We start from the raw sequence: 25,350 nt of genomic DNA, 5'->3' as shown, positions 1-25,350 counted from the left end.
ATATCTTCAATTCAATAAAAAAGCAGTTTCTTTTAACTGCTTTTTATTTTTTAATTCCACTTTAGGTCCCTGATAAATTAGATTATAATTAAAAAGTGAGAAAATATTTTTTAAGTTCAATATTTAATCGTAATATTGCGATATAATATTCATTCCAATATGGGAGCTACTAAAACAGATCATTTTACGGAACAGCAGAATAAAATCGCTACCATTGCAAAAGCATTGGGACATCCGGCAAGAATTGCCATTATTGAATACTTATTAAAAGTAAATACCTGTATCTGTGGAGATATCGTTAATGAATTACCTCTGGCCCAGGCTACAGTTTCCCAACATTTGAAAGAGCTGAAGAATGCAGGGCTTATTAAAGGTAATATCGAAGGAACTGCCATTTGTTACTGTATTGACGAAAAAACTTTTGAAATTCTTAAAGATTATTTTTCAAATATAATTGTAAAGACTAGCGATCAGAAATGCTGTTAGCCTTTTTTTTAGCCACATATATCGTAATATAGCAATTAACCAATAAATCAAAAAAAATGAAATTATCTGAAATCAAAGAAATTCTACCGACGCTGGAAAATGTCCAATTTCAATTAGAAAATGGAAGTTTTGTTCCTGAACACTTTCATGTAACGGAAATCGGAACGATTACCAAACACTTTATAGATTGTGGCGGAATTATCCGAAATGAGAAGGTTGTAAACTTTCAGCTATGGAATGCTGATGATTTTGAACACCGCTTAAAACCTGCAAAACTTTTAAATATTATCAGATTGTCAGAAGAAAAACTGGGAATCGAAGACGATGAAATTGAAGTTGAGTATCAAAATACAACAATAGGTAAATTTGATTTGGAATTCAACGGACAAAATTTTGTTCTTAAAAACAAAACAACAGCCTGCCTGGCCCAGGATGCTTGTGGTATTCCCAGCGAAAAACAAAAAGTGAAATTATCCGAGCTTTCTCCAGGTTCTACGTCCCATTGTTCCCCCAATTCCGGATGTTGCTAAGTTCCAATAACCCTAAGTGAATGGACTAAAGTGCTCTATATTTTTCCCGATAAAAAAATAAAATGGAAATAGTTTCAATCAACAAAAATCATTATGATGATATTGCCCATATCTACCAACAGGGCATCAATACCGGAATGGCAACCTTTGAAACCTCGGTGCCGTCCTGGGAGATCTGGAATGAAAGTAAATTACCCCATAGCAGGCTTATTTGTGTTGAGGGTAATGATATACTAGGGTGGATTGCGTTATCAAAAGTCAGCAGCCGGTGTGTGTACGAAGGAGTAGCAGAAGTAAGTGTCTACGTATCTGAAAACCACAGGAGAAGGGGAGTAGGAAAAATCTTAATGGACCATCTCATTAAAGAAAGTGAAGCGAACGGTATCTGGACTTTACAATCCGGAATGTTCGCAGAAAACGAAGCAACCATAGCATTACATACCATGTTTGGATTCAGAACAGTAGGCTACCGGGAAAAAATAGGTAAACTAGGAGGAGTATGGAAAAATACGGTGATCATGGAAAGAAGAAGTAAAATAGTCGGTATAAATTAATATAAGTAAATATGCAACCTAAGTTAAAATTTCTTGATAGATTCCTCACTCTGTGGATCTTCCTGGCTATGTTTTTAGGAATAGGTTTAGGATATTTCTTTCCTTATATTTCTGAAGTTACGGATTCTTTATCCGTAGGTACCACCAATATTCCGCTGGCAATTGGTTTAATAATTATGATGTATCCTCCTTTAGCAAAGGTTGATTATTCATTGTTACCAAAAGCTTTTCAGGATAAAAAGGCAATGGGAATTTCTCTGTTACTGAATTGGATTATCGGACCGGTTTTAATGTTTTTACTGGCCATCATTTTTCTGAGAAATGAACCGGATTATATGATTGGCTTAATTCTTATTGGGCTGGCAAGATGCATTGCAATGGTACTTGTATGGAATGACTTAGCTAAAGGTAACCGTGAATACGGAGCATTATTGGTTGCCCTAAACAGTATATTTCAGGTATTGAGCTACAGTTTTATGGTTTGGCTTTTTATCAATGTCCTGCCTGAAAAACTAGGTTTGGCTGATCTTAATGTTACGGTATCAATGGGAGATGTTACAGAAAGTGTTCTGATATATTTAGGTATTCCTTTTTTAGCAGGTTTTTTGAGCCGTTATCTTTTAATTAAACGGAAAGGTGCGGAGTGGTACAACAGGAAGTTTATTCCTAAAATATCGCCGCTCACCCTATATGCATTATTATTTACCATTGTACTGATGTTCAGTCTCAAAGGGGATAAAATTTTAGAACTGCCATTAGATGTTTTAAAGATAGCTGTACCGCTCATCGTATACTTTGTACTCATGTTCTTTGTAAGTTTCTTTGTCAACAAATCTTTTGATATTCCTTATGATAAAAACGCTTCAATATCCTTTACAGCAACAGGAAATAATTTTGAGCTGGCAATCGCCGTGGCAATTGCTGTTTTCGGGATCCATTCTCCACAAGCATTTGTAGGCGTAATCGGTCCATTGGTGGAAGTGCCGGTTTTGATATTGCTTGTAAAAATAAGTTTATGGTTAAAGAAAAAATATTACAGCTGAAAATATAACTCGGTTAACAAGACCAATGAAGAAAATAGACTGATTATTACCTGAAATAGTATTTATTTTAATTTAAAATCAAATATATTTATCTTTATAAACCCATAACTAAATTAGGCATGAAGATAAGCGCCGGAATTCTATTATTTAAAAGAGAAGAATCTCAGCTTTTTATTTTTCTGGTTCATCCCGGAGGTCCTTTCTGGAAAAATAAAGATCTGGGAGCTTGGTCTATTCCTAAAGGAGAGATAGCACCGGATGAAGAGCCTTTGAAAAGGGCATTAACTGAATTTGAAGAGGAAACCGGACAAACCATAGACGGGAATTTTATTGAACTTTCACCTATCCGGCAGAAAGGGGGAAAAACAGTATACGCGTGGGCGGTGGAGGGAGAAGCAGATCCTTCGGTAATGCACAGCAATCATCTCGAAATCGACTGGCCACCGAGATCAGGTAAAAAGATGAAAATCCCGGAAGTTGACCAGTGGAAATGGTGGTCTTCGGAACAGGCTAAACAACAGATTAATACCGCGCAGGCCGGACTTATTACCGAACTGGAAGAAATCCTCTCTACAAAAAACGGAATAATATAAAATGTTCCTCCACTTTGGTATCATCTTAGCTCATGAAAAACGATGAAATTGAAAGCAATACCTAAAAATAAACATCTTTTTTCCGGATTATTCTTTATACTGCTTCTTGCATTCATGCTGCTGACAGGTTTTATTGCGCTGGAACCACCTCAGTCGACAGATATTCGGGTATCAAAACTCATACAGGAACAGCATAGTAATTCCCTTAACACTTTGATGCAAAGTATAAGCTGGATGGGTAAAACATCTGTAGCCTCCGTACTTGTAACCATTACGATTATTCTACTCGCAGCATTCCGCTATAAGAAGGAAGCTTTGCTTATTTCCGGTACTTTAATTTCCAGTGGTCTGTGTTTACTGCTCAAAATCCTGATAAACAGGCCAAGGCCTACTACGGACTTTGCTATCATTCTTGAAGATGCCAAATTTCAGAGTTTTCCGAGCGGACATACCCTTTTTTACACAGTGTTTTTCGGTTCTATCATTATTATAATTTATTATCATAAAAAAATGAACAAGGTTCTGAAGGCTTTCTTAATTACCTTTTTTATATTTCTCATTTTCCTTGGAGGCATTTCAAGAATATATTTAGGAGCTCATTGGTTTAGTGACGTAATGGGGAGCTTATTGCTTGGTATTATGTTTTTAATGGTGACCGGATATTATTATCGGCGAAGTATCCTAGCCGAACGAGGAGGATTATATTTCACGGACTAAACGAAAAGTAAGATTAATGCGGGACCGCATCTTTTTGGTAGATTTAGCTATCCGGTGTTCCCAATTTTCCTGCAAATTTCCTTTCATAATCAGCAATGAACCATGGGGAAGGGGTAAGCTGTATTTATTTTTATGATCATCCAGTTTTCTGAAATCAAAATTACGAATCTGTCCCAGGCTAAGAGAAGCTATCACAGGGCGGTTATCCAGTTCACTTTCCTTATCCCGATGCCATGCGACGGAATCATTCCCATCACGGTATAAATTAAGCAGAACAGTATTAAAATGATAACCGGTAGCACTTTCTATACGTTCTTTCAGAGATAGTAATTCGGGCGACCAGTTATTGACCGGAATACGGCTTCCATTGAGTATAAAAGATTTATTCTCATCTCCATACCATGCCGTTAATCTGGGAGTCAGAACTTCTTTATCATACATCTTTTGGGTACGCTGTTTCCATGGTACCGTTGTCAGAAGTAATTCTTCCAGCTTTGAAGCTTCCTCCTGCGATAAAAAATGTTCTGTATATTCCAGTAATTCTTTGGGAAACCGGTAATATTCATTGCTATCAAATAAGCTTAGCTGATCCATAAGTGCACATAAAAAAGGGGTAAGCCAATAATGAATTACCCCTGTATTGTAAATACTTAATCAAGAGGTTTTCTTCCTGAAATAATATTATAAAGTATCACAACAACGGCGATTATCAATAGAACGTGGAGTAAATATCCTGTACTGATTCCAGGTACAATACCTAACATTCCTAAAAGCCATACCACAATACAAATGACTGCTACTAACCATAATAAATTTCTCATGATGATAAAGTTTTAAAGTTATTGATTAAATAAATGCATATTTTATGCCTTATTAGTTATCATTATATTTTTTATAATAATCATATCTAAGGCTATTTCTCCGAAGAATTATTTTTCAAAAGCATATACCCTAAGCCCAGCCCAACGCCTGCTAAAAGAGCCATCTTTATTTTCCTGGAAGATCCTGAAAACATTGTTTCTCCATAGATACGGTGAGGTTCTGACGAAGGTTCCAATACATTTCCCGACACAGAGGGAGCATCTTTAATTTTCATTACCAGTCGCATTCCTGCCGAAGCTATATTAATAATGGGCTTTGGAAATAATCCGTAAATATTTTTTAACAACAGGGAAGTGACATCCGGAAACAGGTCTTTCTGAGGATGTTTTGCCAATTCAACGACTTTGGCAGCCGTATCTCTGGGATCAGCAGCAAAAGGAGGTATTTTGAAATCCAGTCCTGAATATTTGGCAGAGTGCATATTTCCTGTAGATTTTTGGATCTGCGGATAAAGATTGCAGATATGAATATCAGGGAAATCAGAAATTTCTCCATGCAGGCATTCCATCATACCGCGAATTCCAAATTTGGTAGAAGAGTATACCGCACTATAAGGAGCCGGCATGAAACCTCCGATAGACACGTTATTGATAAGGATTCCTTCATTCTGTTTTTTGAATATAGGTAATGCCATGTATGCCCCATGCATATACCCGAAAAGATTGGTTTTAATGACCTGCTCATGGAGTTCCATCGGAATTTCTTCAAATTTACCGCTGGCCATTACCCCCGCATTATTCACCCAGATATCAATCCTTCCGTTAAACTGCAGTGCTTTATTGGCAAGGTTCTGTACATCTTCTGCTCTTGAAACATCCGTAGGCACAGCAATCGCAGAAACGTCCAAATCTCTACATAAGCTTACCGTTTCGTCCAAACCTTCCTGACCTCTGGCTGCTACTACAATATTACAGCCTTCCAAGGCAAAAGCTTCGGCAACTGCCCGTCCTACGCCACTGCTACCTCCGGTGATTACAACTGTTTTCCCTCTCAGGCTTTTTTCTAATGTATGATCCGATTTCATTTTGTGATGGTTTTTTATAATTTAAATTTATTTTTCTTTAAGGTCTTTACTTACTTGTCTTTCAGCCATTTTAGCTTTTCTTTCCTGAGCCTGCTTCTCTTTACGCTGCTGTACACGTGATTTCTTTTCAGCACGTCTTTCTTCACGGATTACCCTGTTGGATTTCCTATTGTACAGAGCATCCACAATTCCCTGACCTGTTTTACTGAAAATCTTTATTTTGGGCTTTTCATGAGTCCCCGTAACTACTATCGGAAAACCGATCCAGCCACCCGGTGGAAGACCCACCCGTACTCTTAAATCCAATAATCCGTTAAAACTCGTCGTTCCACTGATCGAAGGTCTCAGAATAGAAACTTTAAAAGTAAATTTATCCACGTGGATAAGGTTATTTTTAATATTGGTTTCAATATTAACTCCTTTCATATCGGGATTATTAAAAGCATTTGCTCCGATGTCATCGCCAATCACGGAAAGCATTTTAAGGTTTTTCACTTCCACATCCCGAAGATTCACAATTCCTCCGCCCTCCAAAGACGGATAAATAGGTCTCATATTTTTATCAAAATCTCCTTTAAGCTTATAATCCAGGGACACAATACCTTTCACATTCTTAGCAGCCGTAACCATTTCCCGTACCATGTCTATTTCATTATAAGCTCTTTGAACATTAAAGTCCTGTACTTTAAGGGCGATATCATAATTAGCGGTAATAGGGGATTCATCCTGATAGCGTGCATCAATATTCATCCGGCTACCGACAACATCAAAAGAAGTATTTTTAAGATATACCTGTCCTGCATTTACAGAAGCGGTACCATTAAGCTGGTTAAGATCCAGACCTTTAAACTCTACTTTTTTGGCATGTGCTTCCAGGGAAACATCCAGATTTTTCGGAATAATAACCACACCGCTGCTTTTCGGATTTTCTACTTTTGCGTATTCTACTTCGATAGATTTTTTATTATTGTCACCGCTTTTAAGGGCCATGAATTCATCAATAAGGATATAATTGGAATTCAGCACAAATTTCCCGTGAAGAGTTCCTTTTCTTTCAATGAAATAATTAATGGTATTAAGCAGGTATCCGTTCAGGGCAAAATCTGACTTCCCGTAAGTCGCATAAAATTTACGGAACCACATTTTCTCATTTTCGAATTGAAAATTTCCTTCTCTAATGTAAAAAGATTTAGGAAGATAGGAAGTAGTCGCCTTGATGTTTTTCAGGATCAGGGTCCCCCGGTTATCCAGTTTGCTGTACTGGCCCGTAGTTGCATAGCTCTGGCGGCCGTTAAGCGAAAGATCGGCAATTACTGTTCCGCTAACATCCAAGCCTTTTTGTGCAAAGACCTGGTAAATCCGTCCTACGTTTAAAACACCTTTTGCCCTCACTTTATAGAGCAGATCTTCAAAATCTTTCAAATCTGCATTTACATACACCGGGTTTCCTTCAAAATCAAAGCTAAAAGGATCTAGCTTTACACCGAGGCTCCTGAAAGTTCCGTCCGTATTATTAATATCGGCAACCATATTGATATTCTGAATAGGGTTAGGATAATATTTGGTCTTCAGCCATCCGTTTTTAAGATGCAGATAGCCGTTGGTTTTAGGAAATAATTTTTTATCCAGACTGAAAATACCCTTTGTCTGAATATTGGTATCCATCAAACCACGCAGATCAATATCTTTTAAGCCCAATGCTTCATCCAGCGTCTGAAGGTTGACGGCTCCTTTGATATCTGCATTCACCTGCATTTCATTCAGACCTTTGGTTCTGACCACGGCGCGGAAATTATTGTTCGGACCTAAATTAAAGCTGAGAGTTTTAAGGTCCAAAGCCATCTGTTCCGTATCTAATGAGGGAAGGTCAACATTCAGATCCATATTGAGATCATTCATCGGTACCGGAGCTTTCCCACTCGAAACAAATCCGTCTTTGATGAATAACCTTGCTTTTAACCTTGGCTTAAGATTTCGCGGTTCACTGAACCTGCCTTTCAGACTAAAGAATAAATCGCTGTTACCTTCTATTTTAGTATCTTTTGCCCAATCCAGATACTGTGGGGGCAGTACGGAGATCATATCCCTGATCGTTGTTTGTTGTGAAGCTGCATTAATATCCAGGTTATAGCCGTCCTTGAGTATGGTCAAGAAGCCCGTAAACCGTAAAGGAAGATCATTGATTCTCAACTCATTTTTCCTCAGTACAAAGGTTAGGGCATTCGTATTAATCCGGGTAATCAGGTCTGCTTTGAGCCTTTTTTGCTTGGCGTAATAAATTCTGTTGAGACTGAAATCTATTTTATCCACCCCGAGATTAGTCTTAAGGTCAAAAATATCTTCACTTAAACCACCTTTACCGGTATAATTCAAACCTTTAGCATCTACTAAAATACGTGCGGAATGGTCATTATATCTGATATGGCAATTTCTGAACTTAATAAGATCCAGCTTTATAGCAGCTCCCGTCTCTGTAGTATCTTTAGGTTTATTATCGGAAGGAGAGATATAAACATTATAATTAGCCTGTCCTTTACTGTTTACAAAGACATTGGCATAGGCATCTGTTACGTATATTTCATCAATCCGGACCTCACGGTTGAAGATAAGGTTCTTCAGATTGATTCCTACTGCTACTTCTTTTGCCGCGAGTAAGGTATCCTGCTGAAAAGGGGCGGAACCCTGCAATAAAAAGTCATCTACAGACACTGTAAGAGAAGGGAAGTGCCTGAAAAATGTAAGATGTGATTTTTTATAATCCAATTTTCCGGCAAGATGTTTATTCGCAAAGATTTTTACCTGTTGTGAAATAGTACCGGGAAACAAAATGGGAATAATAAACATCAGAAAAAGAATTGATGCTACTGAAATCCCCATCCATTTCAAAATCTTCAAAATTATTTTTTTAAACTTTTCCATAAATAGATAATTTTGATTTTTACAGCTTTTTTATTACAAATAAGTAACAATAATCATTTACATATCTAAAATCAAGCCATTATAATGAAAATATAGTTTGATTTATTAATATTATTATCTAATATTCACTTTAGTGAAGGGGCTTTGAAAATTTTTAATCAAAGTAATAATGGAAGGCTGAAAAATAAACTTTTCGTAATCGAAAGATATTTTGCTTCTGGTATAAAAACATTCAAATAAAGCCTCAGATTGTATCTGAGGCTCATATTTTGATAAAAATATCTGATTAAAAACTTATCTATACCTACTTGTTCTTAGGATCTTTTGGTTTGGGTATATCATTCCATCCATCTGGTTTTACATTTTTAGGTGGTGGTGGAGTAGGAATTGATTCATCATCAGGAGTAGGAGCATCCTCATTAACCTTATCGGAAGTTTCTCTGGCTTTACCCATAGCTCCGGCTGCCGGATCAACTACTGATGAAGGATCACTCATTGATTTTTCTACATTATCACTAGATTGTTTTATATCAGAAGTAACTGTAGAGCTTATAAAATTAAATATGATATCAGCTTGTGGAGATGTTTCTCTCACAATTTTTGGATCTTGTGGAGCCGGTTCTAAGGGTTTAAACGGATCGTGAGGAGGTACACTGATTGATTCATTTTCTTCTTTTGGTATTAACCCTGAAAGTTTTTTTTCTGAGTTGTTTCCTCCTGCAGCTATACTGCGGCCAAAATTGAATATATCTGGAAATGCCATATGATTGTTTTTTAAATAGGTTATATTGATTTTACAAATTATGAGGACGTTCTGTTCCGAATCTTTCACTCACATCTCTATTAAGTTGCTTGGTGTCGAAAATAGAATGGTTTACATCCAGAGCTGAGACTGTTTCAGCTATTCCTTGCGGTCTGTATAGCTTATTTTTCTCTACAAGTTCTAAGTATGATATACTGGCGGGAATTACTTTAGAAGGAGTGTAATAATTGGTACTTGCTAGTGGCGGACCATTTCCATCCGCAATAGGAAATACTAATTCGGCATAGTTCAAAGCCATGTATCCATCAAATGTAATGGGTACTTCATAAGTAAATTGTTTCACCTGACGTCTTTGTGTGGCCAAGGTCTCCACACGGGAATTCGCAGGAATATTTCCTGAAACATTAGATGTTGAGTTCCATGATGTTGTAAGTGTCCCGGAAATCGTACCCGTCAAAGAAAGCTCTATTTCCGCATGTAACTCCCCACGGCCCGTTGCAGTACCTGTCGCTGTATAGCTCACCATGCTTGAATTGGTACTGGTAAATTCAGTTTTTGTAGTGGCTTCTGATTCTTCTTCGGTTCCTACATCGTCTTTATGATTAAGATCTTTATGGTTCTGTCTTTTTTCTAAACCATTTGCCAAACTCTCTTCCAGTTTCTTCTCTATAGTTTTTGATATTTCGCTCTGTAATTCCCCCTCAATTTCTCCTCCAAAAGTAAGGCTTCCCATACCTGACAAGCTCCAACTGATCGTATTCTCTATAGTAAATTCAATGGTATCAGAAAACTGACGCACTTCAGAAGATCTGTTATCATAGGTTCTGGTAGATATTACATCCGCAACGGGTGGAATGATATTTGACCTTTCTTCAAACAAGGGCGCTCCAATTTCAAAGAAACCAATCCATCCCCGTTGTGCAGCATTTGGGTCAGGAAAATTTCCGAATTTTTTGTCGTTTATAGAGACTCCCACAGGCCATAAAGGGATTTGTTGATTATTACTATCCAGAACAGGCGTTCCTTTTTCATTTACTTTAACTCTCCTTAATTCAGGGATCTTTTTCTTCAAAAAATTCTGAATTAATTCATCTGTTATTCCTAACTCTTCCATGTTTTTAACTGTGATGACGCGACGTTTCGCAGGATCAACAGTGTAAGTTGTGATTTTTGCCATAATTTAAAATTATAATTTGTGTTATTTATTCCTCATACAAGCAAGAAATAAATTGTTAAGGATTTTTTTGCCGTATACGCTCGACACAGTATTCTTAAAATCACATAATACACCTACAATAGTGCGTATACCCATTCTCCCATCATATGATTCAAATACTCAAACCCTTAAAAACATTTTTTCACTACTTGTTGATATACAAATATAAAATAAATCACAATATGTTGAATATTATTTTTAATTAATTTCACTATTTTAAAATAAAAAATCCTATTATTTTAGTATTTTTTATTTATAAAAACCTTGTGTTTTACATAAAAATTGAAAGAAGAACTCGATATAGAAATACAAAAAATTCACCTTATATAAGACAAAATGTAAAACGGCAGGTTAAAATTAACCTACCATTTTACAGTAGGGGATTGCAAGTATTCCCTACCTATTTTTAAAAATAATTTACGGAAGAATTACAGGAACATCAAGAACCCAAAAAAAGGAAATAGTAATTTGGAGTGTAAATTTTAAAAACATTTTATAAAAGAATAGCTCAAAAGTCTTTATTCAAAGAGAAAGAATTAGCCCCATATTCATTATCAGATTTCCCCCAGTACAAACATATTTTCCATAGTTGGACTTACGCTTCCTCCTTCTTTTTCGAGAGTAATAGCAAAAGCCTGTGCCTTTGGAATAGTGGCCAGCACAGCACTGCTGTCTTTGTCTTCGGAATACATTCCGGCACTTACCGGTTTCCCGTCCTGAATGGCCCAAAGCTGATACTGCATGCCTTCCGGAGCTTTAGGTAGATTTTCAGCATTCAGGTAAACTTCTTTGCTTTTCTTATTCCAGAATACGATGGCATTGGCATCCTGATGGTTTTCAACTCCTTTCAGCAAAACTCTTTGTATATCAGGATTAGAAAACATAGTCAGCTTTTGAGTCATTTTCTGCATGGCCAGGTCCTGGGATTGCTTCTCCGTTTTCATCCTGGCAATTTCTTTCTGAATTCCGGACTGTTTATTCACCAGAAAAAAGGTTCCGGCAATGCTTGCTAAAAATAAAACAGAAGCAGCAATACCCAATGTTTTCCAATGGGTATTTTTTTTGATTTCAGCCTCTTCCTTCCTAGATTTTATAAGGGGAGAGCTGGAGGAAACAGAAGGCCTTTCTTCCTCTGTAACCTGTTCCTCCCGGATTTTATTCCAAATTTTAGATTTCAGATCGCCAGGAGGTGATACGGACTGTGCGGTAGCAAGGGTTTCCAGTGTTTTTTGAGCCTCTTCAAAAGCTTCCCTTACTTCGGCATTATTCTTTATCACACACTCCAAAATCCCTGCTTCTTCGGGAGAAGCATGACCTAGAACGTAAGATTCTATAATTCCGGATGATATGTATTCCTTAGTGTTCAATTTATTGATAATCTTTTAACAAATCCTTTAATTTCATCAACGCATTCCGCATTTTAGTTTTCACTGTTCCCAAAGGGATCTTCAGTTTTTCAGATATCTCATGTTGTGTATATCCCTGATAATAAGCAAGATTAATAAGCTCCTGCTTATCTACGTCCAATCTTTCCAGTACATTATTAAATCCGATATAATCGGACGAATTATTGGTGGTGGAAAGGTCTGCTGAATTATATACGAAATCGGGTATAGATTGGTTTTTAAGTCCGTTCTGAAATCCTTTGGATTTTAAATAATCTATAGCTGTATGCCGTGCAATATTAATCATCCATGTATAGAATCTTCCTTTGGAAGAGTCATATTGATGAATGGAATTCCAGATTTTAACAAAAACATCCTGCATTACTTCTTCTGTATATTCTTTAGACTGAACAATACGGAGAATTATTCCATACAACGCACCGGAATAGTGGTCATACAAATAATGAAAACCATTTTCGTTTTTTTCTTTTAATAAAACGATAAGTTGCTCTTCCGAATAGGTTGTTTTTATGACTATTAATTTTCTATCCAAATGTAATAAAATAAAACATATTTCAAATAAAATCTAAATAAAATTTTATATCGTAAATAATTTAAAGCAAATATTTAAGAAATACTAAATATGAAAAACTTAATAGTAAAAGCAATATTCATCTGCTGTATCACACTTATTCCGGGAAAATATAAGGCTCAGACCCATCATTTTAAAGCAAAAAACCCCTATTATTCCCATACGGCAGATACCCCTCTGAAAGTAAGCAATTCAGAATGGAAGAAAATTTTAAAACCCGACCTCTACCAGGTGGCAAGGGAAGGAGCTACGGAAACTGCATTTACAGGAAAATACTATGAATATGATGAGAAAGGAACTTACTATTGTGCGGTCTGCGGAAATCCTCTATTCCTGTCCACTTCCAAATTCGCTACTACCTGTGGCTGGCCTTCATTTTATCAGCCCATCCGTAAAAACAGTGTCCTGTACAGAAAAGACACTTCTTATCATATGGTACGAACAGAAGTTTTGTGCGGAAGATGTAATTCTCACCTGGGGCATATTTTTGATGATGGTCCAAAGCCCACAGGAAAACGTTTCTGTATGAATTCAATCTGTCTGGATTTCGTGCCTAACAAAAATTAATGAATTGATTTACAGGTTTTTAAAAATAAATTGCATTTTTTTCAATCTAAATTAAAACCAAGCTCGTAAATGACAATAAGAACACAAATTACATTATAAATTAATTAAAGAATCAACACGATGAACACACGATCCAAAATCACAGTTTTAGCAATGGTAGCCTTATCATTTGCTTTTAGCGGAAAGGTAACAGCACAGATGATGAAAGAAAAAACCGTAAGGGTAGGAGGCGCTCCTATGTATCCTTCGAAGAATATTATTGAAAACGCAGTAAATTCTAAAGACCATACCACACTGGTAGCTGCCGTAAAAGCAGCCGGGTTAGTGGAAACACTGGAAGGGCCAGGACCATTTACCGTATTGGCTCCTACTAATGAAGCATTTGCAAAACTTCCCAAAGGTACCGTAGAAAGCCTGGTAAAACCGGAAAATAAAGCGATGCTTACAAGTATCTTAACTTACCATGTGTTGCCCGGAAAATACAATGCTAAGGAAATATGGGCTGCTGTAAAAGCTGGAAACGGAAAAAGTATGATGAAAACAGTACAAGGTGAAGAACTTACATTCTGGACCAAAGGAAAAGACCTTTATGTACAGGATTCCAAAGGGAATAACGCTAAGGTAACCATAGCCGATGTCAATCAGTCCAATGGAGTCATCCATGTAATAGATACGGTCCTGATGCCATAAAATATCAGGAATACCCACAATCCCAAACCCTTAAAATTAATACTATGAAAAAAACAATTCATGTTTCTAATCAGGGAGCCACCCTTGATACCAGCAGAAGAAACTTTTTAAAACTGAGTGGTGTAGGACTAGCCATGGCCGGATTTACCCTCATAGGCTGCGACGATGATGATATTGAAATAATAGAGAATAACCAAATTTTTGATCTCGGATCAGGAGATGTCGGAGTTTTGAATTATGCCTACGCCCTTGAACAGCTGGAAGCTGATTTTTACACCAAAGTAGTCAATAATTTTTATACAGGAATTTCCAGTGTAGAAAAAGAAATTTTCACGGATCTGTATCATCATGAGGTTGTACACCGAGATTTTTTCAAGGCTGCGATCAGCAGTGCCACCCAAAATGTACTTCCCACCCTCGATTTTCAATATCCCAATGTCAATTTTAGTGACAGAAACTCCGTGCTGGCTACCGCTAAAGCATTGGAAGATACGGGAGTAGCGGCATACAATGGAGCCGGAAAATATATTACCAATGCTGCTTATCTTGTAATTGCAGGAAAAATAGTTTCGGTAGAAGCCAGACACGCATCAGCAATCCGAAATCTGATCAATCCCGGAAGTGCCGACTTTTCAGGAGATGATGTGGTGGACGCAAACGGTCTCGATCTCGCTAAAGAGCCGAAAGACGTAGTAACAGCTGCCGGAGGCTTTATAAAAACCAAATTTACCTGGAAGGAGAGAGGTATTAATTAATCTTTGAACTTCAAAAACCTGTAATTATGAACATTCTTAAATTATTAGATAAGCTTTCCCACGATAAATTCTTTACAACGGAAGCCTCAAGATTAGAAACGATAACGAATATGTCAGCATTCGGAAAAAAAGCAGCTGTAGTAGCAGTTCCTCTGGGCTTAGGCTCTTTAATGAGCACACCCGCAAAAGCTGAAACTACAAAAAATGAGTTTACAGCCGGAACTTTAAAGAGTACCTTAACGGATGCTTTACAGCTGGCACTGGTACTGGAATACCTGGAAAATGAGTATTACAGCATAGGATTATCCACAGCAGGATTAATTCCCAATGCAGACAGAGCCGTCTTTATGCAAATTTCAAAACATGAATCAGCTCATGTAAGTTTTCTGAAGAGTACATTAACCTCTTTGGGAACAACGCCGGGTAACAAACCGACCTTTGACTTTACAGCTAACGGAAATTTTTCTCCCTTTACAGATTATAATCAGTTCATGGTTCTTGCCCAGGCTTTTGAAGATACCGGAGTAAGAGCTTATAAAGGGCAGGCAGGAAATGTAATGTCCAACAAAGTAGTTCTTCAGGCTGCTTTACAGATTCATTCCGTAGAAGCGAGACATGCTTCCCAGGTACGTAGAATGAGAGCTAATAAAGGCTGGATAGAACTTGCCAACGGCGGAAATATGCCATCAGCAACCAATCCGGTATACGCCGGAGAAGAAAATACAAACCAGGCAGGATATAACACAGCCAGCTTGTTTGGAGCCGAAGCCGGTTCCGCGGCTTATGATGAAATTTTAAGTGGTAGTGATGCACAGGCTATTGCATCGTTATTTATAGTATAAAAGTAGTTGTTACTAAGTGATGATGAAATGGTGTGATCCTTTTCCGGAATTATCCGGAAAGGGATTTTAATATATAGTAAACAGCTCAGAATGAAAACCTTGAATATATACAATTTAACATAATATAAATTATAGGATTTTTTATAGCTACTATTGAGAATAGGAAATTTATCGTTTAGCCCATTATTTTATATTTTTGTCAGACATCCATTTACAGTCCTATTTATAGATTTTTAAAATCGCTGAGAATCCCGTGTACGATTTCTTTCCAGGAAAAGCTCAGGATATCAAAAGCTGGAACCTTCTTTTTTGCAATGTTTTGTATTTTTCTTTATCGCCGTTATCTGCTATTATCTAACAAGTTGATGCTTGCTTCATATCTGATTATTATTTTTTTCTTTAATTAAAAACAGCCACTCAATACTTCAGTTTATATGGACGTTCATTTTTTCAGTAGCTTTACAGTTATTGATTTCTAAAAGAAATAATCTAAAATTTAAAATAAAACTTGTGTAGTTAAATAACTACATATATATTTGTAGTCAAATAGCTACACAATGAATTTAAGACGTGATGTATTCCAGGCTATTGCCGATCCTACCCGACGTTCTATCCTGATGCTCGTAGCAGCCCAATCTATGACTGCTGGGGCTATTGCATCGCAATTTGATACCGCCCGGCCTACCGTTTCAAAACATTTGCAGATCCTTACCGAATGTGAATTATTAAAAAAGGAACAGAATGGCCGGGAGATAAAATACCATCTTAACCCACAAAAAATGAAAGAAATTGCTGATTTTATAGAACCTTTCCGAAGCATGTGGGATGAAAGATTCAACACACTGGAAAGTATCATGAAAAACTATCAAAATAAGTAACCGTATGGAACTCAAAACAAAAATTCATGCAGAAGAAGAAAAACAGGAAATCCTCATCACCAGGAAATTTGACCTACCTATTCATCTCCTTTTTAAAGCTTATCAAGAACCTGAACTGCTAGAACAATGGATGGGAACCAAAGTGCTTAAACTCGAGAATAAACAACATGGCGGTTATCAGTTTGAAACCTCCGACCCGAATGGAAATGTGGTCTTCAGAGCCAATGGTACCATCCATGAGTTTATGCCGGAAGAAAGGATTACCAGAACCTTTAAAATGGAAAATACACCTTTTCCTGTTCAGCTGGAGTTTTTGCAATTTGAATCGCTGTCCGACCAACAAAGTAAGCTGACCATGCATATTATCTATAAATCCGTAGAGATCAGAAACCAGGTACTCAGGTTGCCTTTTGCCCAGGGAATAAACAATGCCCATAACAGATTGCAGAATATTTTTAAACCTTCAAATTAAAGCCATGAACCCGAAAGCTGATTTTTTCTTTACCAACGATTCCCAATGGCAGAAAGAATATAAAAAATTAAGAGAAATTGCCTTACAGACCGGACTTCAGGAAGAAGTTAAATGGGGATGTCCCTGCTACACTTACCACGGAAAAAATATATTTTTAATCCATGGGTTTAAAGACTATTGTGCGCTTCTATTCTTTAAAGGTGCTTTACTGAACGACGCAGAAAATATTCTTATCCAACAGACCGAAAACGTACAGGCAGCCAGACAAATCCGTTTCAGCAGTTTCCCGGATATCATTGAATATGAAAATATTATAAAAAACTATATGTATGAAGCCGTAGAAATAGAAAAATCCGGCCTGGATGTTCCGTTGAAAAAAACAAAAGAATTTGAAATAGCTCCGGAATTTCAGGATGAACTGGACAGAAATTCAGCATTAAAAATTACATTTGAATCATTGACACCAGGAAGGCAAAGAGCCTACCTCCTCCACTTTTCTTCTGCTAAACAATCCCAAACCCGCGAGTCCCGTATTCAAAAATGGATTCCTTCTATTCTTAAAGGCAAAGGTTTAAACGACTAATCACTTAAATTTAATTAATCATGAATAAAAATGAATTATCCCAAGAACAGTTCCATACCCTGCTGGACATATTAAAAAAGCGTTTTGAAAAAAATGTCAATCGTCACCCGGATCTCCAGTGGAATGCCATTCTGACGAAGCTGGAATCTCAACCTGAAAAAATGTATTTCCTTTTCCTAATGGAAGAAACAGAAGGTGAACCTGATGTAGTAGACTACGATAAAAAGACCGATGAATACATCTTCTTTGATTGCTCTCCGGAAAGTCCTAAACGCAGAAGCCTTTGCTACGACTATCCCGCCTGGGAAGCCCGAAAAGCCAATAAACCTGAAAGCAATGTAATTGACAGGGCTAAGGAAATGGGAATAGAGCTGCTTACTGAGGAACAGTACCGCTATCTTCAGGAGTTAGGAAAATTTGATCAGAAGACTTCCAGCTGGATAAAAACACCTTCATCCATTCGTGAGCATGGAGGGGCTATATTTTGTGACCGCCGTTATAATACGGTTTTTACTTATCATAACGGTGCCGATTCTTATTATGCAGCAAGAGGATTCCGGGGTGCTTTGAAAGTGTAAAATAAGACGTAGAAAGGATGTACTTCAATTGAAAATACCATTATTTTAATTAAATTTGAATACACAACTATAAAACTTGTTATGAAAAGATTAATTGCACTCAGTTTATTATCCGGTTTGCTGATAAACTGTAATAAGAAAACGGAAACAGAAACTCCGGCTCCGGTCACCGATTCTACGGAGTTCAATACAGAAGCTGTTGTTGACACATTAGGTCCCAAATCTTTCTGCTATATGGGAACAGTTGGCAAAGACAGTATCTATGCAAGTATTGATGACAACCTGGGAACCATTACGGGAAAGCTGGCCTATAAAAACAGTGAGAAAGACAGTTCTAAAGGAGATCTTTCAGGATTCAAATCGGGTGATACTTTAAAATTAACTTATGAATTTGAATCAGAAGGAACCAAAAGTAAAAGAGATATTTTCTTCATACAGAAAGATAATACGCTGGTAGAAGGGATTGGCAACTCAAAACCTGATGAGACAGGACACGTAAAATATACTGATGAAAAGAAAATCAGCTATAAGGACGGGACAAAACTGGAAACAGCTGATTGTAAGATAATCATGGAAGCCCTGAAATAAAAAATTAAACCGTCGGAAGAAACTTTTTCAGACGGTTTTTTTGTTATAATCTTTTATCGTATTACTTTTCCGGCGGATTGTATAAAGTCATCCACTGCTTCATCCGGAGTATTCCAAGAGGTTATCAGGCGGATAGCAGAGAAATCTTCATCTACTTTTTTCCATACATAAAACTCAAATTTTTCTGAAAGCACCCTGATCGTATGACGGTCCAAAACCGGAAAAATCTGGTTGGTATACGTATCAGATAAAAACGCTACTCCCCTTTCCTGCAATGCATTTTTGATCTTCATGGCCTGCTGGTTGGCATGATCGGCCAGTTTAAAATAAAGATCATTTTTCATCAACTCCAAAAACTGAATACCCAGTAATCTTCCCTTCGCCAGTAAAGCTCCTTTTTGTTTAATATTAAAACCGAAATCCTGTTGAAGATCTTTATTATTGATGATGATGGCTTCCCCTATTAATGCTCCGTTTTTCGTACCTCCAAGGTAAAATATATCAGTAAGTTCAGCCACTTTTTCCAGTGTAAGATCATTCATTTCAGCGGTAAGGGCATGCCCGAGTCTGGCACCATCCATAAATAAATACAGCTGATTTTTCCTACAAAAATCGGATAGTTTTTCCAGTTCCTCCAATGTGTAAATGGTTCCCAGCTCCGTAGAATTGGAAATATAAATCAGCTTAGGCATTACTTGATGCGGAATATTACCGTGATTTTCCAACACCGGAACAATATCCTCCGGTCTCAGCTTCCCGTCTTCCGTTTCAATAGATAATACTTTATGACCCGTCGCTTCGATAGCACCTGTTTCATTATTAAGAATATGACCTGTTGATGCAGAAACAGCACTTTGATAAGGTCTCAGCACCGATGAGATAACCAGAAGGTTAGCCTGCGTTCCTCCCGATACGAAATAAATATCCGCATGGTCATTCTTTATCTTTTGCCTGATCAGTTCTTTGGCTTTTAAGGAATACTGATCTTCTCCATAACCCGTCTGCTGATCAAAATTATAACGTGAAAGAGCTTCTAAAATAGCAGGGTGACACCCTTCCGAATAATCGTTTTTGAATGAATATTTCATAAAGTAAAAGTAAAAAAAACTTAAAATAAGAAAAACAGTATTCTCATAATATTTTGTTAGATTTGTACTGAAAATCATCTAACATTTTGAAAGCAACCTTAACAGAAGAAAATTATCTAAAGGCTTTATTTCATCTGGTGGACCATGAAAATAAAGTAACGATTAATGAACTCAGCAAATTTTTAAATGTAAAAATGCCGAGTGTCAATAATATGATGAAAAAATTTGCTGAGAAAGACTGGGTGGTTTATGAAACTTACAAGCCCCTTCGTGTAACCAATACCGGAAAGCGGGAAGCTGCCCTTGTCGTAAGAAAACACAGGCTGACGGAAATGTTTCTTGTAAAGAAAATGAACTTCGGCTGGGAAAATGTCCATGAAATAGCTGAACAGCTGGAACACGTCCACTCTCCTATTTTCTTTGATAAAATGGATGAAATCCTCAATTATCCTAAATTTGATCCCCATGGAGAACCCATCCCCGACAAAGACGGTAATATCATTGCCCAGGATCTTCATAAGCTTAGCAGCTGCCAGGAAGGGGAAACTGTAATTTTCGCCTCCGTTACTTTATCCGATGATGCCTTTCTCAATTACCTCAATGAAAGAAAACTTCTTCTTAATACTAAAATCAAGATCAATAAAATTGAGGAATTTGATAAATCGGTAACCATAGAAATTGAGGGTAAAAAAGAAATTTTAAGCAAAAAAGCCACCGAAAAAATATTGGTTAAACGGTAACCTGCTACTCTGCTTCCTCTTCTACCATTTGTACCTGTTTAGGCTTTCTGCTCAGGAGAAATACCGTTGAAACGATCAATAAGCTCCCTAACCAGTCAATTGCAGTAAAGGGAACATTAAGCCATAATACTGCCAATACGGTCGCTGAAAGAGGTTCCATAGACGCCAGCAGACTGCTTTTCTGTCCGCCAATAATCTGAACGGCCGTAAGGTAGGCATAAAAAGCCATCAAAGTACCAAATATTACAATAAAGCCTGTATACCAATACGTTTGCAGATCCCATATCCCTTCTACATCCCAAGGAGCTTTTACAAAACTGAAAGCCAATCCCCCACACAACATTCCCCAACCGATAATAACGGAAGACGGATAACGTGAAAGCAAACGGATAGGCTGTAAAGTATAAATAGCTAATGCCACAGCCGAAGCCAGTCCAAATGCTAAGGCAACCGGTGATATGGATAAAGTATTTACATTTCCATGAGTCACCAATAAAAAAGTTCCTAATATGGCCAATACAATCGCTATGAATTCAATAAAAACAGGAAGCTTTCTATTCCTGCATGCCAGGTAAACGGCTATTAATACCGGCCCAGAGTATTGCAAAACAGTAGCCGTCGCTGCATTGGAATGCTTGATCGCTGCAAAATAAGTATACTGAACCGCCAGCATTCCCGTAATACTGAATATACCCAATTGCAAGGCATCCTTTTTATGCTTCCAGACTGAGAGCAAATCTGATTTCTCCCAGAATTTGGCAAAGAGCAGAAGACAGACACCGGAAATCAACATTCGTACAGTAATCATCCATTCAATATTCACTCCTCTCTGCTGGAATAAAAACTGACCGAATGTACCGGAAACTCCCCATAATAATGCAGCGATAATCGCCAGAAAGAAACCTTTCAGCACACTTGTTTTCATACAATACTTGGATTTATAAAATGCAAAAATGCATTAATTTATGATTGTTTTTTTATGAAATTTCATACATTATTTGCAATTTTGTTTCATCATAAAAACTTTTTCTGTGAAAAATTTAGATCATTTTGACATATCTATCCTGCAAATTTTACAAAAGGACAATATGACTCCCCAAAGGGATATCGGTGAAAGCATCGGCTTATCCGCTGCCGCTGTTCAGAGAAGAATAAAAAGGATGCGGGAAACCGGTATTATAAAAGCTGATGTTTCTGTTGTAGATATTGAAAAGCTCACCCACTCCATAACCGTGTTTGTAGAAGTATTTCTGGAAAGTGAAAAAATTGAGCTGATCGATTATGCCAAATCCGTATTCACTTCTACCCCCGAAGTCCAGCAATGCTATTATGTAACCGGAGAATCTGATTTTATCCTGATCATTGTAGTACCTTCCATGAAAGATTATGAGCGGCTGAGCCGACAGATATTTTACAGCAATCCTAATATTAAGCACTTCAAAACATCTGTGGCTATGGATATTACAAAGTCAGGATTAGAAATCCCTTTAAGCAGCTTATCCCAGCTGGGCTAAAGGGAAGAAAGTAAACGAACCACCTGTTCCATTTCTTCATGGGTATTAAAATAATGAGGGGAAAGCCGGATTGCAGAGTCTACATTTTTATGGGTAAAATTAATTAAAGCATTCTGTTTGTTACTTAAAGAAAAAAAGACATTATTTTCTTCGAGTACTTTTTTCGCATTTTCTATTTTCCCGTCTTTTTCGCAGAAGGTAACAATACTTCCCAGATGATTTCCTTCGTCCAAAACTTTTAAGCCTTTATCCTGAAGTCCCTTCCGAAGCTGACTGGAAAGGTTCTTATTATACTTTTCAATATAATCCAATCCTACCGAGTTGGCATAGCGTATTGCTTCAGTAAGTCCCAATAAGTTAACCATGGAAGTTTCCCAGTGTTCGAATCTTTTGGCTGTTGTACCGATCTCATAATCATCAAACTGTACCCATGTCGCTCCCTTCGTATCTAAAAATAACGGGACAAGATCCTGCTGCAAAACTTTATCTGAAACATATAAAAGTCCCGTACCCCGTGGGCCTCTTATAAATTTTCTTCCGGTAGCTGTCAGGAAATCACATCCAATAGCCTTTGCATCCACTGGTAACTGCCCTACCGACTGACATGCATCAACCAGATATAAAATATCATACTGCTTACATATCTTTCCAACCCCTTCCACATTCTGGATCAATCCTGAATTGGTGGGAATCTGGGTAACTGCAATTAATTTAGGCTTATGAGTTTTAATCAGCTGGTCCAGATCTTCCAAATCCAATTCATGGTCCGGCAGGTTTTTCATCCTGATCACTTTTACTCCTTCCCTTTTCTGTAAAGAAAGAAAAGCAAGCTGATTGGAAATATAATCATCATCCGTAGTGATAATACAGTCATCTTTTTGAAAAGGTATACTTGATAATGCTTTAGAATAAGCGTCCGTAGAACTGGTCACAAAGGCTATATTGGACGGGTTACAGTTCAGAAGCTTTGCCGTTTCTTCATAAAACCGGTTAATATGTTGAGTATTTCTGGCTGCTGTTTCATAAGCCCCCAGTTCTTTTTCCTGTTCCAGATAACGGGTCATGGTTTCCACTACACTGTCAGGCATTAAAGAACCTCCTGCACTATTCAGGAAGATTTTGTTGAGACATCCCGGAGTTTCCTGGCGCATACGGTTTATATCCATTTTTGATTTGGTTTGGTATTGCAAATTTGTATTAAAAATATTTTTGAATATTTCTTTAAGACATAAAAAATCCCGAAAACCGGGATTCATCAAGAGTATTATTAATTTTTCCTTAATCTAAAACACTCCAACCTCTTTTCGGATTGGTATTTGTAGAAACCTCCTGCTCATTAACAATAATATTTTCTTTTCGCTGACCGATATAATCGAGCTCGCTGAGTTTGGAGAAAATAGTTTCGAGACTTCTCAGCATCTGCTGGATATAGAGAAGAGGCTCACCGCTGTTATGATGGTCATAATTGGTTTCCGCAACTATGGAAAGCTGGTTGAGTAATGTATGGGGAGCTATTTCACTCCATTCAAGACTATAATTCAGCATTTCTTCCAGCTCCGCAGGAACGAGAACCTGCGTGGAATTATATAAATGCAGAGCAAGTCTGGCAAAAGATTCTATTAAAAATACAGGTGGCTGCCATGGAATAATATTCCGGAACTGGAAATACATATCTCCAAAAGTATTAATCATGGTAGTACATAAAAACTTAACATTCTGTGCCAGAGCAGTATTTTGATTTTTATGGGATGCTTTCTGAACTATTTTAAAGGCATACTGCTGCAAATTCCCAATAGATTTTGCAAATCCGTTATAATATTCCAATAACGCAGGATGACTTTGAACCGAGGTACAAGGAGGTATAAACCGGGAATCCACCTGGGCAATATTACCTTTAAGATCCACTTTTCCTATTACCAGATAGTTTCCGCCTGAATAACTGCTGTTTAAAGAATTAACAGGTAATAATTCTATATGATAATTAGATTGTGCATTGGGATGACGAGGAGGTATTTCTTCAGGATCAATATCCCCGAACGGAACCTTATCAAAAGGATTTACTGAGATCAATATATAATATTCTCCATCTGCCTGTTCCTCATTCATGGATTTTGCCAGGGACTTTACACTGATCTTTCTGTCATTCAGCTCCATTCGGTAACCGGCTAACGTAATGGCACTACAATGCTTGATAATCAGCTGTACATCATTGGTAGCCGTATTATGAACATCAAAAATGGTTTTATCCGTGAAATCACTGGAAATAGGTAAAAGTCCGTAATTGTATGTATTAATGTTCAGAGAGTTGGAATCCCTGATGGTATCTATTAAAAAATTATCCTGATCATTCAGGTGCTTTTGGGAAACTTTCATCCCATCCACCCAATTGATTGCAAAATGTTTGATTGGCTGTATCATATTAAAATACTTTTAATGTTGGTGTTTATGATTTTTTCGTGGCTTTTTCTTCTTCATGATGAATTACCCGCTTGCAGATCACTACTTCATTTTCTGAAATATTATTAGTGGTAATATCCCGGTCGAAGTCGATATATTTTCTAAAGCTAAAAAATGACTTTTTAGTATAAAAAATCCAGTAATAGGGTTCCTTTTCCTGATCCGCAAGATGAATGACCGACCCTGGATTTTTATGATTATAATCATCGACCACCCTGTAAAACCAGTCTCCGAATGTCACTCCCGTCGGCAATGTTTTAGCTTTGATTCTGAACCGGTTGGCATCTTCCAAATTTTTACTGAGCTCTACATTCAATACCATCAGCTTATCAAAATCAGCTCCTTCAAAATCAGGCGGTTTCTGATCTGGCGAAAATCTCCATGTCTTATATATATCAAAAGGAATGCTGATAAACTGAACATAGCAATAATAAAATACCAGCGGTACTATGAAAATAATGACACTTGTAGCCGCCATTAGCGAATAGCCTGTTCCTTTACTCATCCAGTCGAAAATAAGGACAAAAAGATAACCTCCAAATACCATGCAGGTAAGCGAAAGTAATGTTTCAAACAGGATGCTTAATGACAGGGAGTCAATATGTTTCTTGAAGTATACATGCAGAAGATTGACATGGATAATTCCTAATATAAGATAAATGATTTGGGCAATAAGATACCAATAAGGGTTGAAAAGGTTTCCTGCAAATCCGAAAAAACCCGGTATAGCCAGACATAAGCTGCATAAAAGAAAGTAAATGATGATCACTTTCATTTTAATGGCAGGTTTATTCCTTCTGATCACACCTAATACAACCATCATAATAACCGCTATAAGGGGAAGCAGTATATATCTAAAAAAAATGCCTTTTACTGAGGAAATTTCCATTGTGT

The 25,350-nt window shown here is 37.2% G+C and carries 30 protein-coding genes; 17 read left to right on the top strand and 13 right to left on the bottom strand.

What is annotated here, in order from left to right; translation table 11 throughout:
• The first annotated feature begins 159 nt into the window (after positions 1 to 159).
• From ABJ974_RS07775 to ABJ974_RS07750, 6 genes are all read left to right on the top strand, one after another.
• Positions 160 to 486 (top strand): ArsR/SmtB family transcription factor, encoded by a 327-nt coding sequence (locus tag ABJ974_RS07775; protein ID WP_419870954.1) that lies wholly within the window; start codon positions 160 to 162, stop codon positions 484 to 486.
• A gap of 56 nt (positions 487 to 542) precedes the next feature.
• The gene (locus ABJ974_RS07770; RefSeq protein WP_419870817.1) at positions 543 to 1,016 is read left to right on the top strand and encodes a DUF6428 family protein; all 474 of its coding nucleotides are present in this window, start codon (positions 543 to 545) and stop codon (positions 1,014 to 1,016) included.
• A 62-nt stretch (positions 1,017 to 1,078) separates the two neighbouring features.
• Positions 1,079 to 1,570, top strand: coding sequence for a GNAT family N-acetyltransferase (locus tag ABJ974_RS07765; protein ID WP_419870816.1), 492 nt, complete (start codon positions 1,079 to 1,081; stop codon positions 1,568 to 1,570).
• Positions 1,571 to 1,581: 11 nt separating this feature from the next.
• A complete protein-coding gene (gene arsB / locus ABJ974_RS07760; RefSeq protein ID WP_419870815.1) occupies positions 1,582 to 2,613 on the top strand; it encodes an ACR3 family arsenite efflux transporter in 1,032 nt (343 codons plus the stop codon).
• 119 nt (positions 2,614 to 2,732) lie between these two features.
• A complete protein-coding gene (locus ABJ974_RS07755) occupies positions 2,733 to 3,206 on the top strand; it encodes an NUDIX hydrolase (protein ID WP_419870814.1) in 474 nt (157 codons plus the stop codon).
• 42 nt (positions 3,207 to 3,248) lie between these two features.
• Positions 3,249 to 3,923: a phosphatase PAP2 family protein gene (locus ABJ974_RS07750; RefSeq protein WP_419870813.1), complete on the top strand. Its 675-nt coding sequence runs from the start codon at positions 3,249 to 3,251 to the stop codon at positions 3,921 to 3,923.
• Here ABJ974_RS07750 and ABJ974_RS07745 read toward each other — a convergent pair.
• The 8 genes from ABJ974_RS07745 to ABJ974_RS07710 all read right to left on the bottom strand — a co-directional run bounded on the left by ABJ974_RS07745 (position 3,906) and on the right by ABJ974_RS07710 (position 12,665).
• Positions 3,906 to 4,517, bottom strand: coding sequence for an alpha-ketoglutarate-dependent dioxygenase AlkB family protein (locus ABJ974_RS07745; RefSeq protein ID WP_419870812.1), 612 nt, complete (start codon positions 4,515 to 4,517; stop codon positions 3,906 to 3,908). The two genes, ABJ974_RS07750 and ABJ974_RS07745, sit on opposite strands and share 18 nt — an antisense overlap.
• A 56-nt stretch (positions 4,518 to 4,573) precedes the next feature.
• A complete protein-coding gene (locus ABJ974_RS07740) occupies positions 4,574 to 4,744 on the bottom strand; it encodes a lmo0937 family membrane protein (RefSeq protein WP_419870811.1) in 171 nt (56 codons plus the stop codon).
• 92 nt (positions 4,745 to 4,836) lie between these two features.
• Complete coding sequence (locus ABJ974_RS07735; protein ID WP_419870810.1) at positions 4,837 to 5,829, bottom strand: SDR family oxidoreductase; 993 nt, start codon at positions 5,827 to 5,829, stop codon at positions 4,837 to 4,839.
• Between the two features lie 27 nt (positions 5,830 to 5,856).
• Entirely contained in the window at positions 5,857 to 8,748 is a 2,892-nt protein-coding gene (locus ABJ974_RS07730; RefSeq protein ID WP_419870809.1) for an AsmA family protein, read from the bottom strand.
• Positions 8,749 to 9,052: 304 nt separating this feature from the next.
• Entirely contained in the window at positions 9,053 to 9,511 is a 459-nt protein-coding gene (locus tag ABJ974_RS07725; protein ID WP_419870808.1) for a hypothetical protein, read from the bottom strand.
• A 31-nt stretch (positions 9,512 to 9,542) separates the two neighbouring features.
• Positions 9,543 to 10,625, bottom strand: a complete 1,083-nt coding sequence (locus tag ABJ974_RS07720) for a hypothetical protein (protein WP_419870807.1) — start codon at positions 10,623 to 10,625, stop codon at positions 9,543 to 9,545.
• Between the two features lie 656 nt (positions 10,626 to 11,281).
• Positions 11,282 to 12,094 (bottom strand): anti-sigma factor, encoded by an 813-nt coding sequence (locus ABJ974_RS07715; protein WP_419870806.1) that lies wholly within the window; start codon positions 12,092 to 12,094, stop codon positions 11,282 to 11,284.
• Between the two features lies 1 nt (position 12,095).
• Positions 12,096 to 12,665: an RNA polymerase sigma factor gene (locus ABJ974_RS07710; RefSeq protein WP_419870805.1), complete on the bottom strand. Its 570-nt coding sequence runs from the start codon at positions 12,663 to 12,665 to the stop codon at positions 12,096 to 12,098.
• Between the two features lie 90 nt (positions 12,666 to 12,755).
• Here ABJ974_RS07710 and msrB point away from each other — a divergent pair, with 90 nt between their 5' ends.
• The 9 genes from msrB (at position 12,756) to ABJ974_RS07665 (ending at position 18,657) form a co-directional block, all read left to right on the top strand.
• Positions 12,756 to 13,271 (top strand): peptide-methionine (R)-S-oxide reductase MsrB, encoded by a 516-nt coding sequence (msrB, locus tag ABJ974_RS07705; protein ID WP_419870804.1) that lies wholly within the window; start codon positions 12,756 to 12,758, stop codon positions 13,269 to 13,271.
• Between the two features lie 120 nt (positions 13,272 to 13,391).
• Positions 13,392 to 13,961 (top strand): fasciclin domain-containing protein, encoded by a 570-nt coding sequence (locus ABJ974_RS07700; RefSeq protein ID WP_419870803.1) that lies wholly within the window; start codon positions 13,392 to 13,394, stop codon positions 13,959 to 13,961.
• Between the two features lie 44 nt (positions 13,962 to 14,005).
• The gene (locus ABJ974_RS07695) at positions 14,006 to 14,716 is read left to right on the top strand and encodes a ferritin-like domain-containing protein (RefSeq protein ID WP_419870802.1); all 711 of its coding nucleotides are present in this window, start codon (positions 14,006 to 14,008) and stop codon (positions 14,714 to 14,716) included.
• Positions 14,717 to 14,742: 26 nt separating this feature from the next.
• Positions 14,743 to 15,558, top strand: a complete 816-nt coding sequence (locus tag ABJ974_RS07690) for a ferritin-like domain-containing protein (RefSeq protein ID WP_419870801.1) — start codon at positions 14,743 to 14,745, stop codon at positions 15,556 to 15,558.
• 557 nt (positions 15,559 to 16,115) lie between these two features.
• Positions 16,116 to 16,436: an ArsR/SmtB family transcription factor gene (locus tag ABJ974_RS07685; RefSeq protein WP_419870800.1), complete on the top strand. Its 321-nt coding sequence runs from the start codon at positions 16,116 to 16,118 to the stop codon at positions 16,434 to 16,436.
• Positions 16,437 to 16,440: 4 nt separating this feature from the next.
• The gene (locus ABJ974_RS07680) at positions 16,441 to 16,908 is read left to right on the top strand and encodes an SRPBCC domain-containing protein (RefSeq protein WP_419870799.1); all 468 of its coding nucleotides are present in this window, start codon (positions 16,441 to 16,443) and stop codon (positions 16,906 to 16,908) included.
• A 4-nt stretch (positions 16,909 to 16,912) separates the two neighbouring features.
• On the top strand, positions 16,913 to 17,491 hold the full coding sequence (locus ABJ974_RS07675; protein ID WP_419870798.1) for a YdeI/OmpD-associated family protein: 579 nt from the start codon (positions 16,913 to 16,915) through the stop codon (positions 17,489 to 17,491).
• 20 nt (positions 17,492 to 17,511) lie between these two features.
• On the top strand, positions 17,512 to 18,069 hold the full coding sequence (locus ABJ974_RS07670; RefSeq protein WP_419870797.1) for a DUF4256 domain-containing protein: 558 nt from the start codon (positions 17,512 to 17,514) through the stop codon (positions 18,067 to 18,069).
• 81 nt (positions 18,070 to 18,150) lie between these two features.
• Positions 18,151 to 18,657 carry a hypothetical protein gene (locus ABJ974_RS07665; protein ID WP_419870796.1) on the top strand — a complete coding sequence of 169 codons (507 nt, stop codon included), beginning with the start codon at positions 18,151 to 18,153 and terminating at the stop codon, positions 18,655 to 18,657.
• A 53-nt stretch (positions 18,658 to 18,710) separates the two neighbouring features.
• On the opposite strand, the gene ABJ974_RS07660 is transcribed toward ABJ974_RS07665, so the two are convergent.
• The gene (locus tag ABJ974_RS07660; RefSeq protein ID WP_419870795.1) at positions 18,711 to 19,745 is read right to left on the bottom strand and encodes a threonine aldolase family protein; all 1,035 of its coding nucleotides are present in this window, start codon (positions 19,743 to 19,745) and stop codon (positions 18,711 to 18,713) included.
• 86 nt (positions 19,746 to 19,831) lie between these two features.
• Here ABJ974_RS07660 and ABJ974_RS07655 point away from each other — a divergent pair, with 86 nt between their 5' ends.
• Positions 19,832 to 20,485 (top strand): metal-dependent transcriptional regulator, encoded by a 654-nt coding sequence (locus ABJ974_RS07655; protein WP_419870794.1) that lies wholly within the window; start codon positions 19,832 to 19,834, stop codon positions 20,483 to 20,485.
• A 4-nt stretch (positions 20,486 to 20,489) separates the two neighbouring features.
• On the opposite strand, the gene ABJ974_RS07650 is transcribed toward ABJ974_RS07655, so the two are convergent.
• On the bottom strand, positions 20,490 to 21,410 hold the full coding sequence (locus ABJ974_RS07650) for an EamA family transporter (RefSeq protein ID WP_419870793.1): 921 nt from the start codon (positions 21,408 to 21,410) through the stop codon (positions 20,490 to 20,492).
• 106 nt (positions 21,411 to 21,516) lie between these two features.
• Here ABJ974_RS07650 and ABJ974_RS07645 point away from each other — a divergent pair, with 106 nt between their 5' ends.
• Positions 21,517 to 21,999: an Lrp/AsnC family transcriptional regulator gene (locus tag ABJ974_RS07645; RefSeq protein WP_419870792.1), complete on the top strand. Its 483-nt coding sequence runs from the start codon at positions 21,517 to 21,519 to the stop codon at positions 21,997 to 21,999.
• Here ABJ974_RS07645 and ABJ974_RS07640 read toward each other — a convergent pair.
• The 3 genes from ABJ974_RS07640 to ABJ974_RS07630 all read right to left on the bottom strand — a co-directional run bounded on the left by ABJ974_RS07640 (position 21,996) and on the right by ABJ974_RS07630 (position 25,279).
• Entirely contained in the window at positions 21,996 to 23,165 is a 1,170-nt protein-coding gene (locus ABJ974_RS07640) for an aminotransferase class V-fold PLP-dependent enzyme (protein WP_419870791.1), read from the bottom strand. The two genes, ABJ974_RS07645 and ABJ974_RS07640, sit on opposite strands and share 4 nt — an antisense overlap.
• 112 nt (positions 23,166 to 23,277) lie before the next feature.
• Entirely contained in the window at positions 23,278 to 24,417 is a 1,140-nt protein-coding gene (locus ABJ974_RS07635) for a hypothetical protein (RefSeq protein WP_419870790.1), read from the bottom strand.
• Between the two features lie 25 nt (positions 24,418 to 24,442).
• Entirely contained in the window at positions 24,443 to 25,279 is an 837-nt protein-coding gene (locus ABJ974_RS07630) for a TssN family type VI secretion system protein (protein WP_419870789.1), read from the bottom strand.
• Between the last annotated feature and the right edge of the window lie 71 nt (positions 25,280 to 25,350).

Source organism: Chryseobacterium sp. CT-SW4 (assembly GCF_048572715.1).
In the GTDB taxonomy this organism is placed as follows: domain Bacteria; phylum Bacteroidota; class Bacteroidia; order Flavobacteriales; family Weeksellaceae; genus Chryseobacterium.
The sequence above is the reverse complement of the archived record's forward strand: the minus strand, read 5'-3'. Positions and strand labels throughout refer to the sequence as shown.

What these genes read in the sequence shown, in the direction of transcription:
- ABJ974_RS07765 (WP_419870816.1), top strand. Translation starts at nt 1,079, where the DNA reads ATGGAAATAGTTTCAATCAACAAAAATCATTATGATGATATTGCCCAT.
- ABJ974_RS07635 (WP_419870790.1), bottom strand. Translation starts at nt 24,417, where the DNA reads ATGATACAGCCAATCAAACATTTTGCAATCAATTGGGTGGATGGGATG.
- ABJ974_RS07725 (WP_419870808.1), bottom strand. Translation starts at nt 9,511, where the DNA reads ATGGCATTTCCAGATATATTCAATTTTGGCCGCAGTATAGCTGCAGGA.
- ABJ974_RS07680 (WP_419870799.1), top strand. Translation starts at nt 16,441, where the DNA reads ATGGAACTCAAAACAAAAATTCATGCAGAAGAAGAAAAACAGGAAATC.
- ABJ974_RS07690 (WP_419870801.1), top strand. Translation starts at nt 14,743, where the DNA reads ATGAACATTCTTAAATTATTAGATAAGCTTTCCCACGATAAATTCTTT.
- ABJ974_RS07685 (WP_419870800.1), top strand. Translation starts at nt 16,116, where the DNA reads ATGAATTTAAGACGTGATGTATTCCAGGCTATTGCCGATCCTACCCGA.
- ABJ974_RS07665 (WP_419870796.1), top strand. Translation starts at nt 18,151, where the DNA reads ATGAAAAGATTAATTGCACTCAGTTTATTATCCGGTTTGCTGATAAAC.
- ABJ974_RS07700 (WP_419870803.1), top strand. Translation starts at nt 13,392, where the DNA reads ATGAACACACGATCCAAAATCACAGTTTTAGCAATGGTAGCCTTATCA.
- ABJ974_RS07660 (WP_419870795.1), bottom strand. Translation starts at nt 19,745, where the DNA reads ATGAAATATTCATTCAAAAACGATTATTCGGAAGGGTGTCACCCTGCT.
- ABJ974_RS07770 (WP_419870817.1), top strand. Translation starts at nt 543, where the DNA reads ATGAAATTATCTGAAATCAAAGAAATTCTACCGACGCTGGAAAATGTC.
- ABJ974_RS07750 (WP_419870813.1), top strand. Translation starts at nt 3,249, where the DNA reads ATGAAATTGAAAGCAATACCTAAAAATAAACATCTTTTTTCCGGATTA.
- ABJ974_RS07675 (WP_419870798.1), top strand. Translation starts at nt 16,913, where the DNA reads ATGAACCCGAAAGCTGATTTTTTCTTTACCAACGATTCCCAATGGCAG.
- ABJ974_RS07740 (WP_419870811.1), bottom strand. Translation starts at nt 4,744, where the DNA reads ATGAGAAATTTATTATGGTTAGTAGCAGTCATTTGTATTGTGGTATGG.
- ABJ974_RS07730 (WP_419870809.1), bottom strand. Translation starts at nt 8,748, where the DNA reads ATGGAAAAGTTTAAAAAAATAATTTTGAAGATTTTGAAATGGATGGGG.
- msrB (WP_419870804.1), top strand. Translation starts at nt 12,756, where the DNA reads ATGAAAAACTTAATAGTAAAAGCAATATTCATCTGCTGTATCACACTT.
- ABJ974_RS07650 (WP_419870793.1), bottom strand. Translation starts at nt 21,410, where the DNA reads ATGAAAACAAGTGTGCTGAAAGGTTTCTTTCTGGCGATTATCGCTGCA.
- ABJ974_RS07755 (WP_419870814.1), top strand. Translation starts at nt 2,733, where the DNA reads ATGAAGATAAGCGCCGGAATTCTATTATTTAAAAGAGAAGAATCTCAG.
- ABJ974_RS07720 (WP_419870807.1), bottom strand. Translation starts at nt 10,625, where the DNA reads ATGGAAGAGTTAGGAATAACAGATGAATTAATTCAGAATTTTTTGAAG.
- ABJ974_RS07745 (WP_419870812.1), bottom strand. Translation starts at nt 4,517, where the DNA reads ATGGATCAGCTAAGCTTATTTGATAGCAATGAATATTACCGGTTTCCC.
- ABJ974_RS07670 (WP_419870797.1), top strand. Translation starts at nt 17,512, where the DNA reads ATGAATAAAAATGAATTATCCCAAGAACAGTTCCATACCCTGCTGGAC.
- ABJ974_RS07695 (WP_419870802.1), top strand. Translation starts at nt 14,006, where the DNA reads ATGAAAAAAACAATTCATGTTTCTAATCAGGGAGCCACCCTTGATACC.
- ABJ974_RS07775 (WP_419870954.1), top strand. Translation starts at nt 160, where the DNA reads ATGGGAGCTACTAAAACAGATCATTTTACGGAACAGCAGAATAAAATC.
- ABJ974_RS07640 (WP_419870791.1), bottom strand. Translation starts at nt 23,165, where the DNA reads ATGGATATAAACCGTATGCGCCAGGAAACTCCGGGATGTCTCAACAAA.
- ABJ974_RS07735 (WP_419870810.1), bottom strand. Translation starts at nt 5,829, where the DNA reads ATGAAATCGGATCATACATTAGAAAAAAGCCTGAGAGGGAAAACAGTT.
- arsB (WP_419870815.1), top strand. Translation starts at nt 1,582, where the DNA reads ATGCAACCTAAGTTAAAATTTCTTGATAGATTCCTCACTCTGTGGATC.
- ABJ974_RS07630 (WP_419870789.1), bottom strand. Translation starts at nt 25,279, where the DNA reads ATGATGGTTGTATTAGGTGTGATCAGAAGGAATAAACCTGCCATTAAA.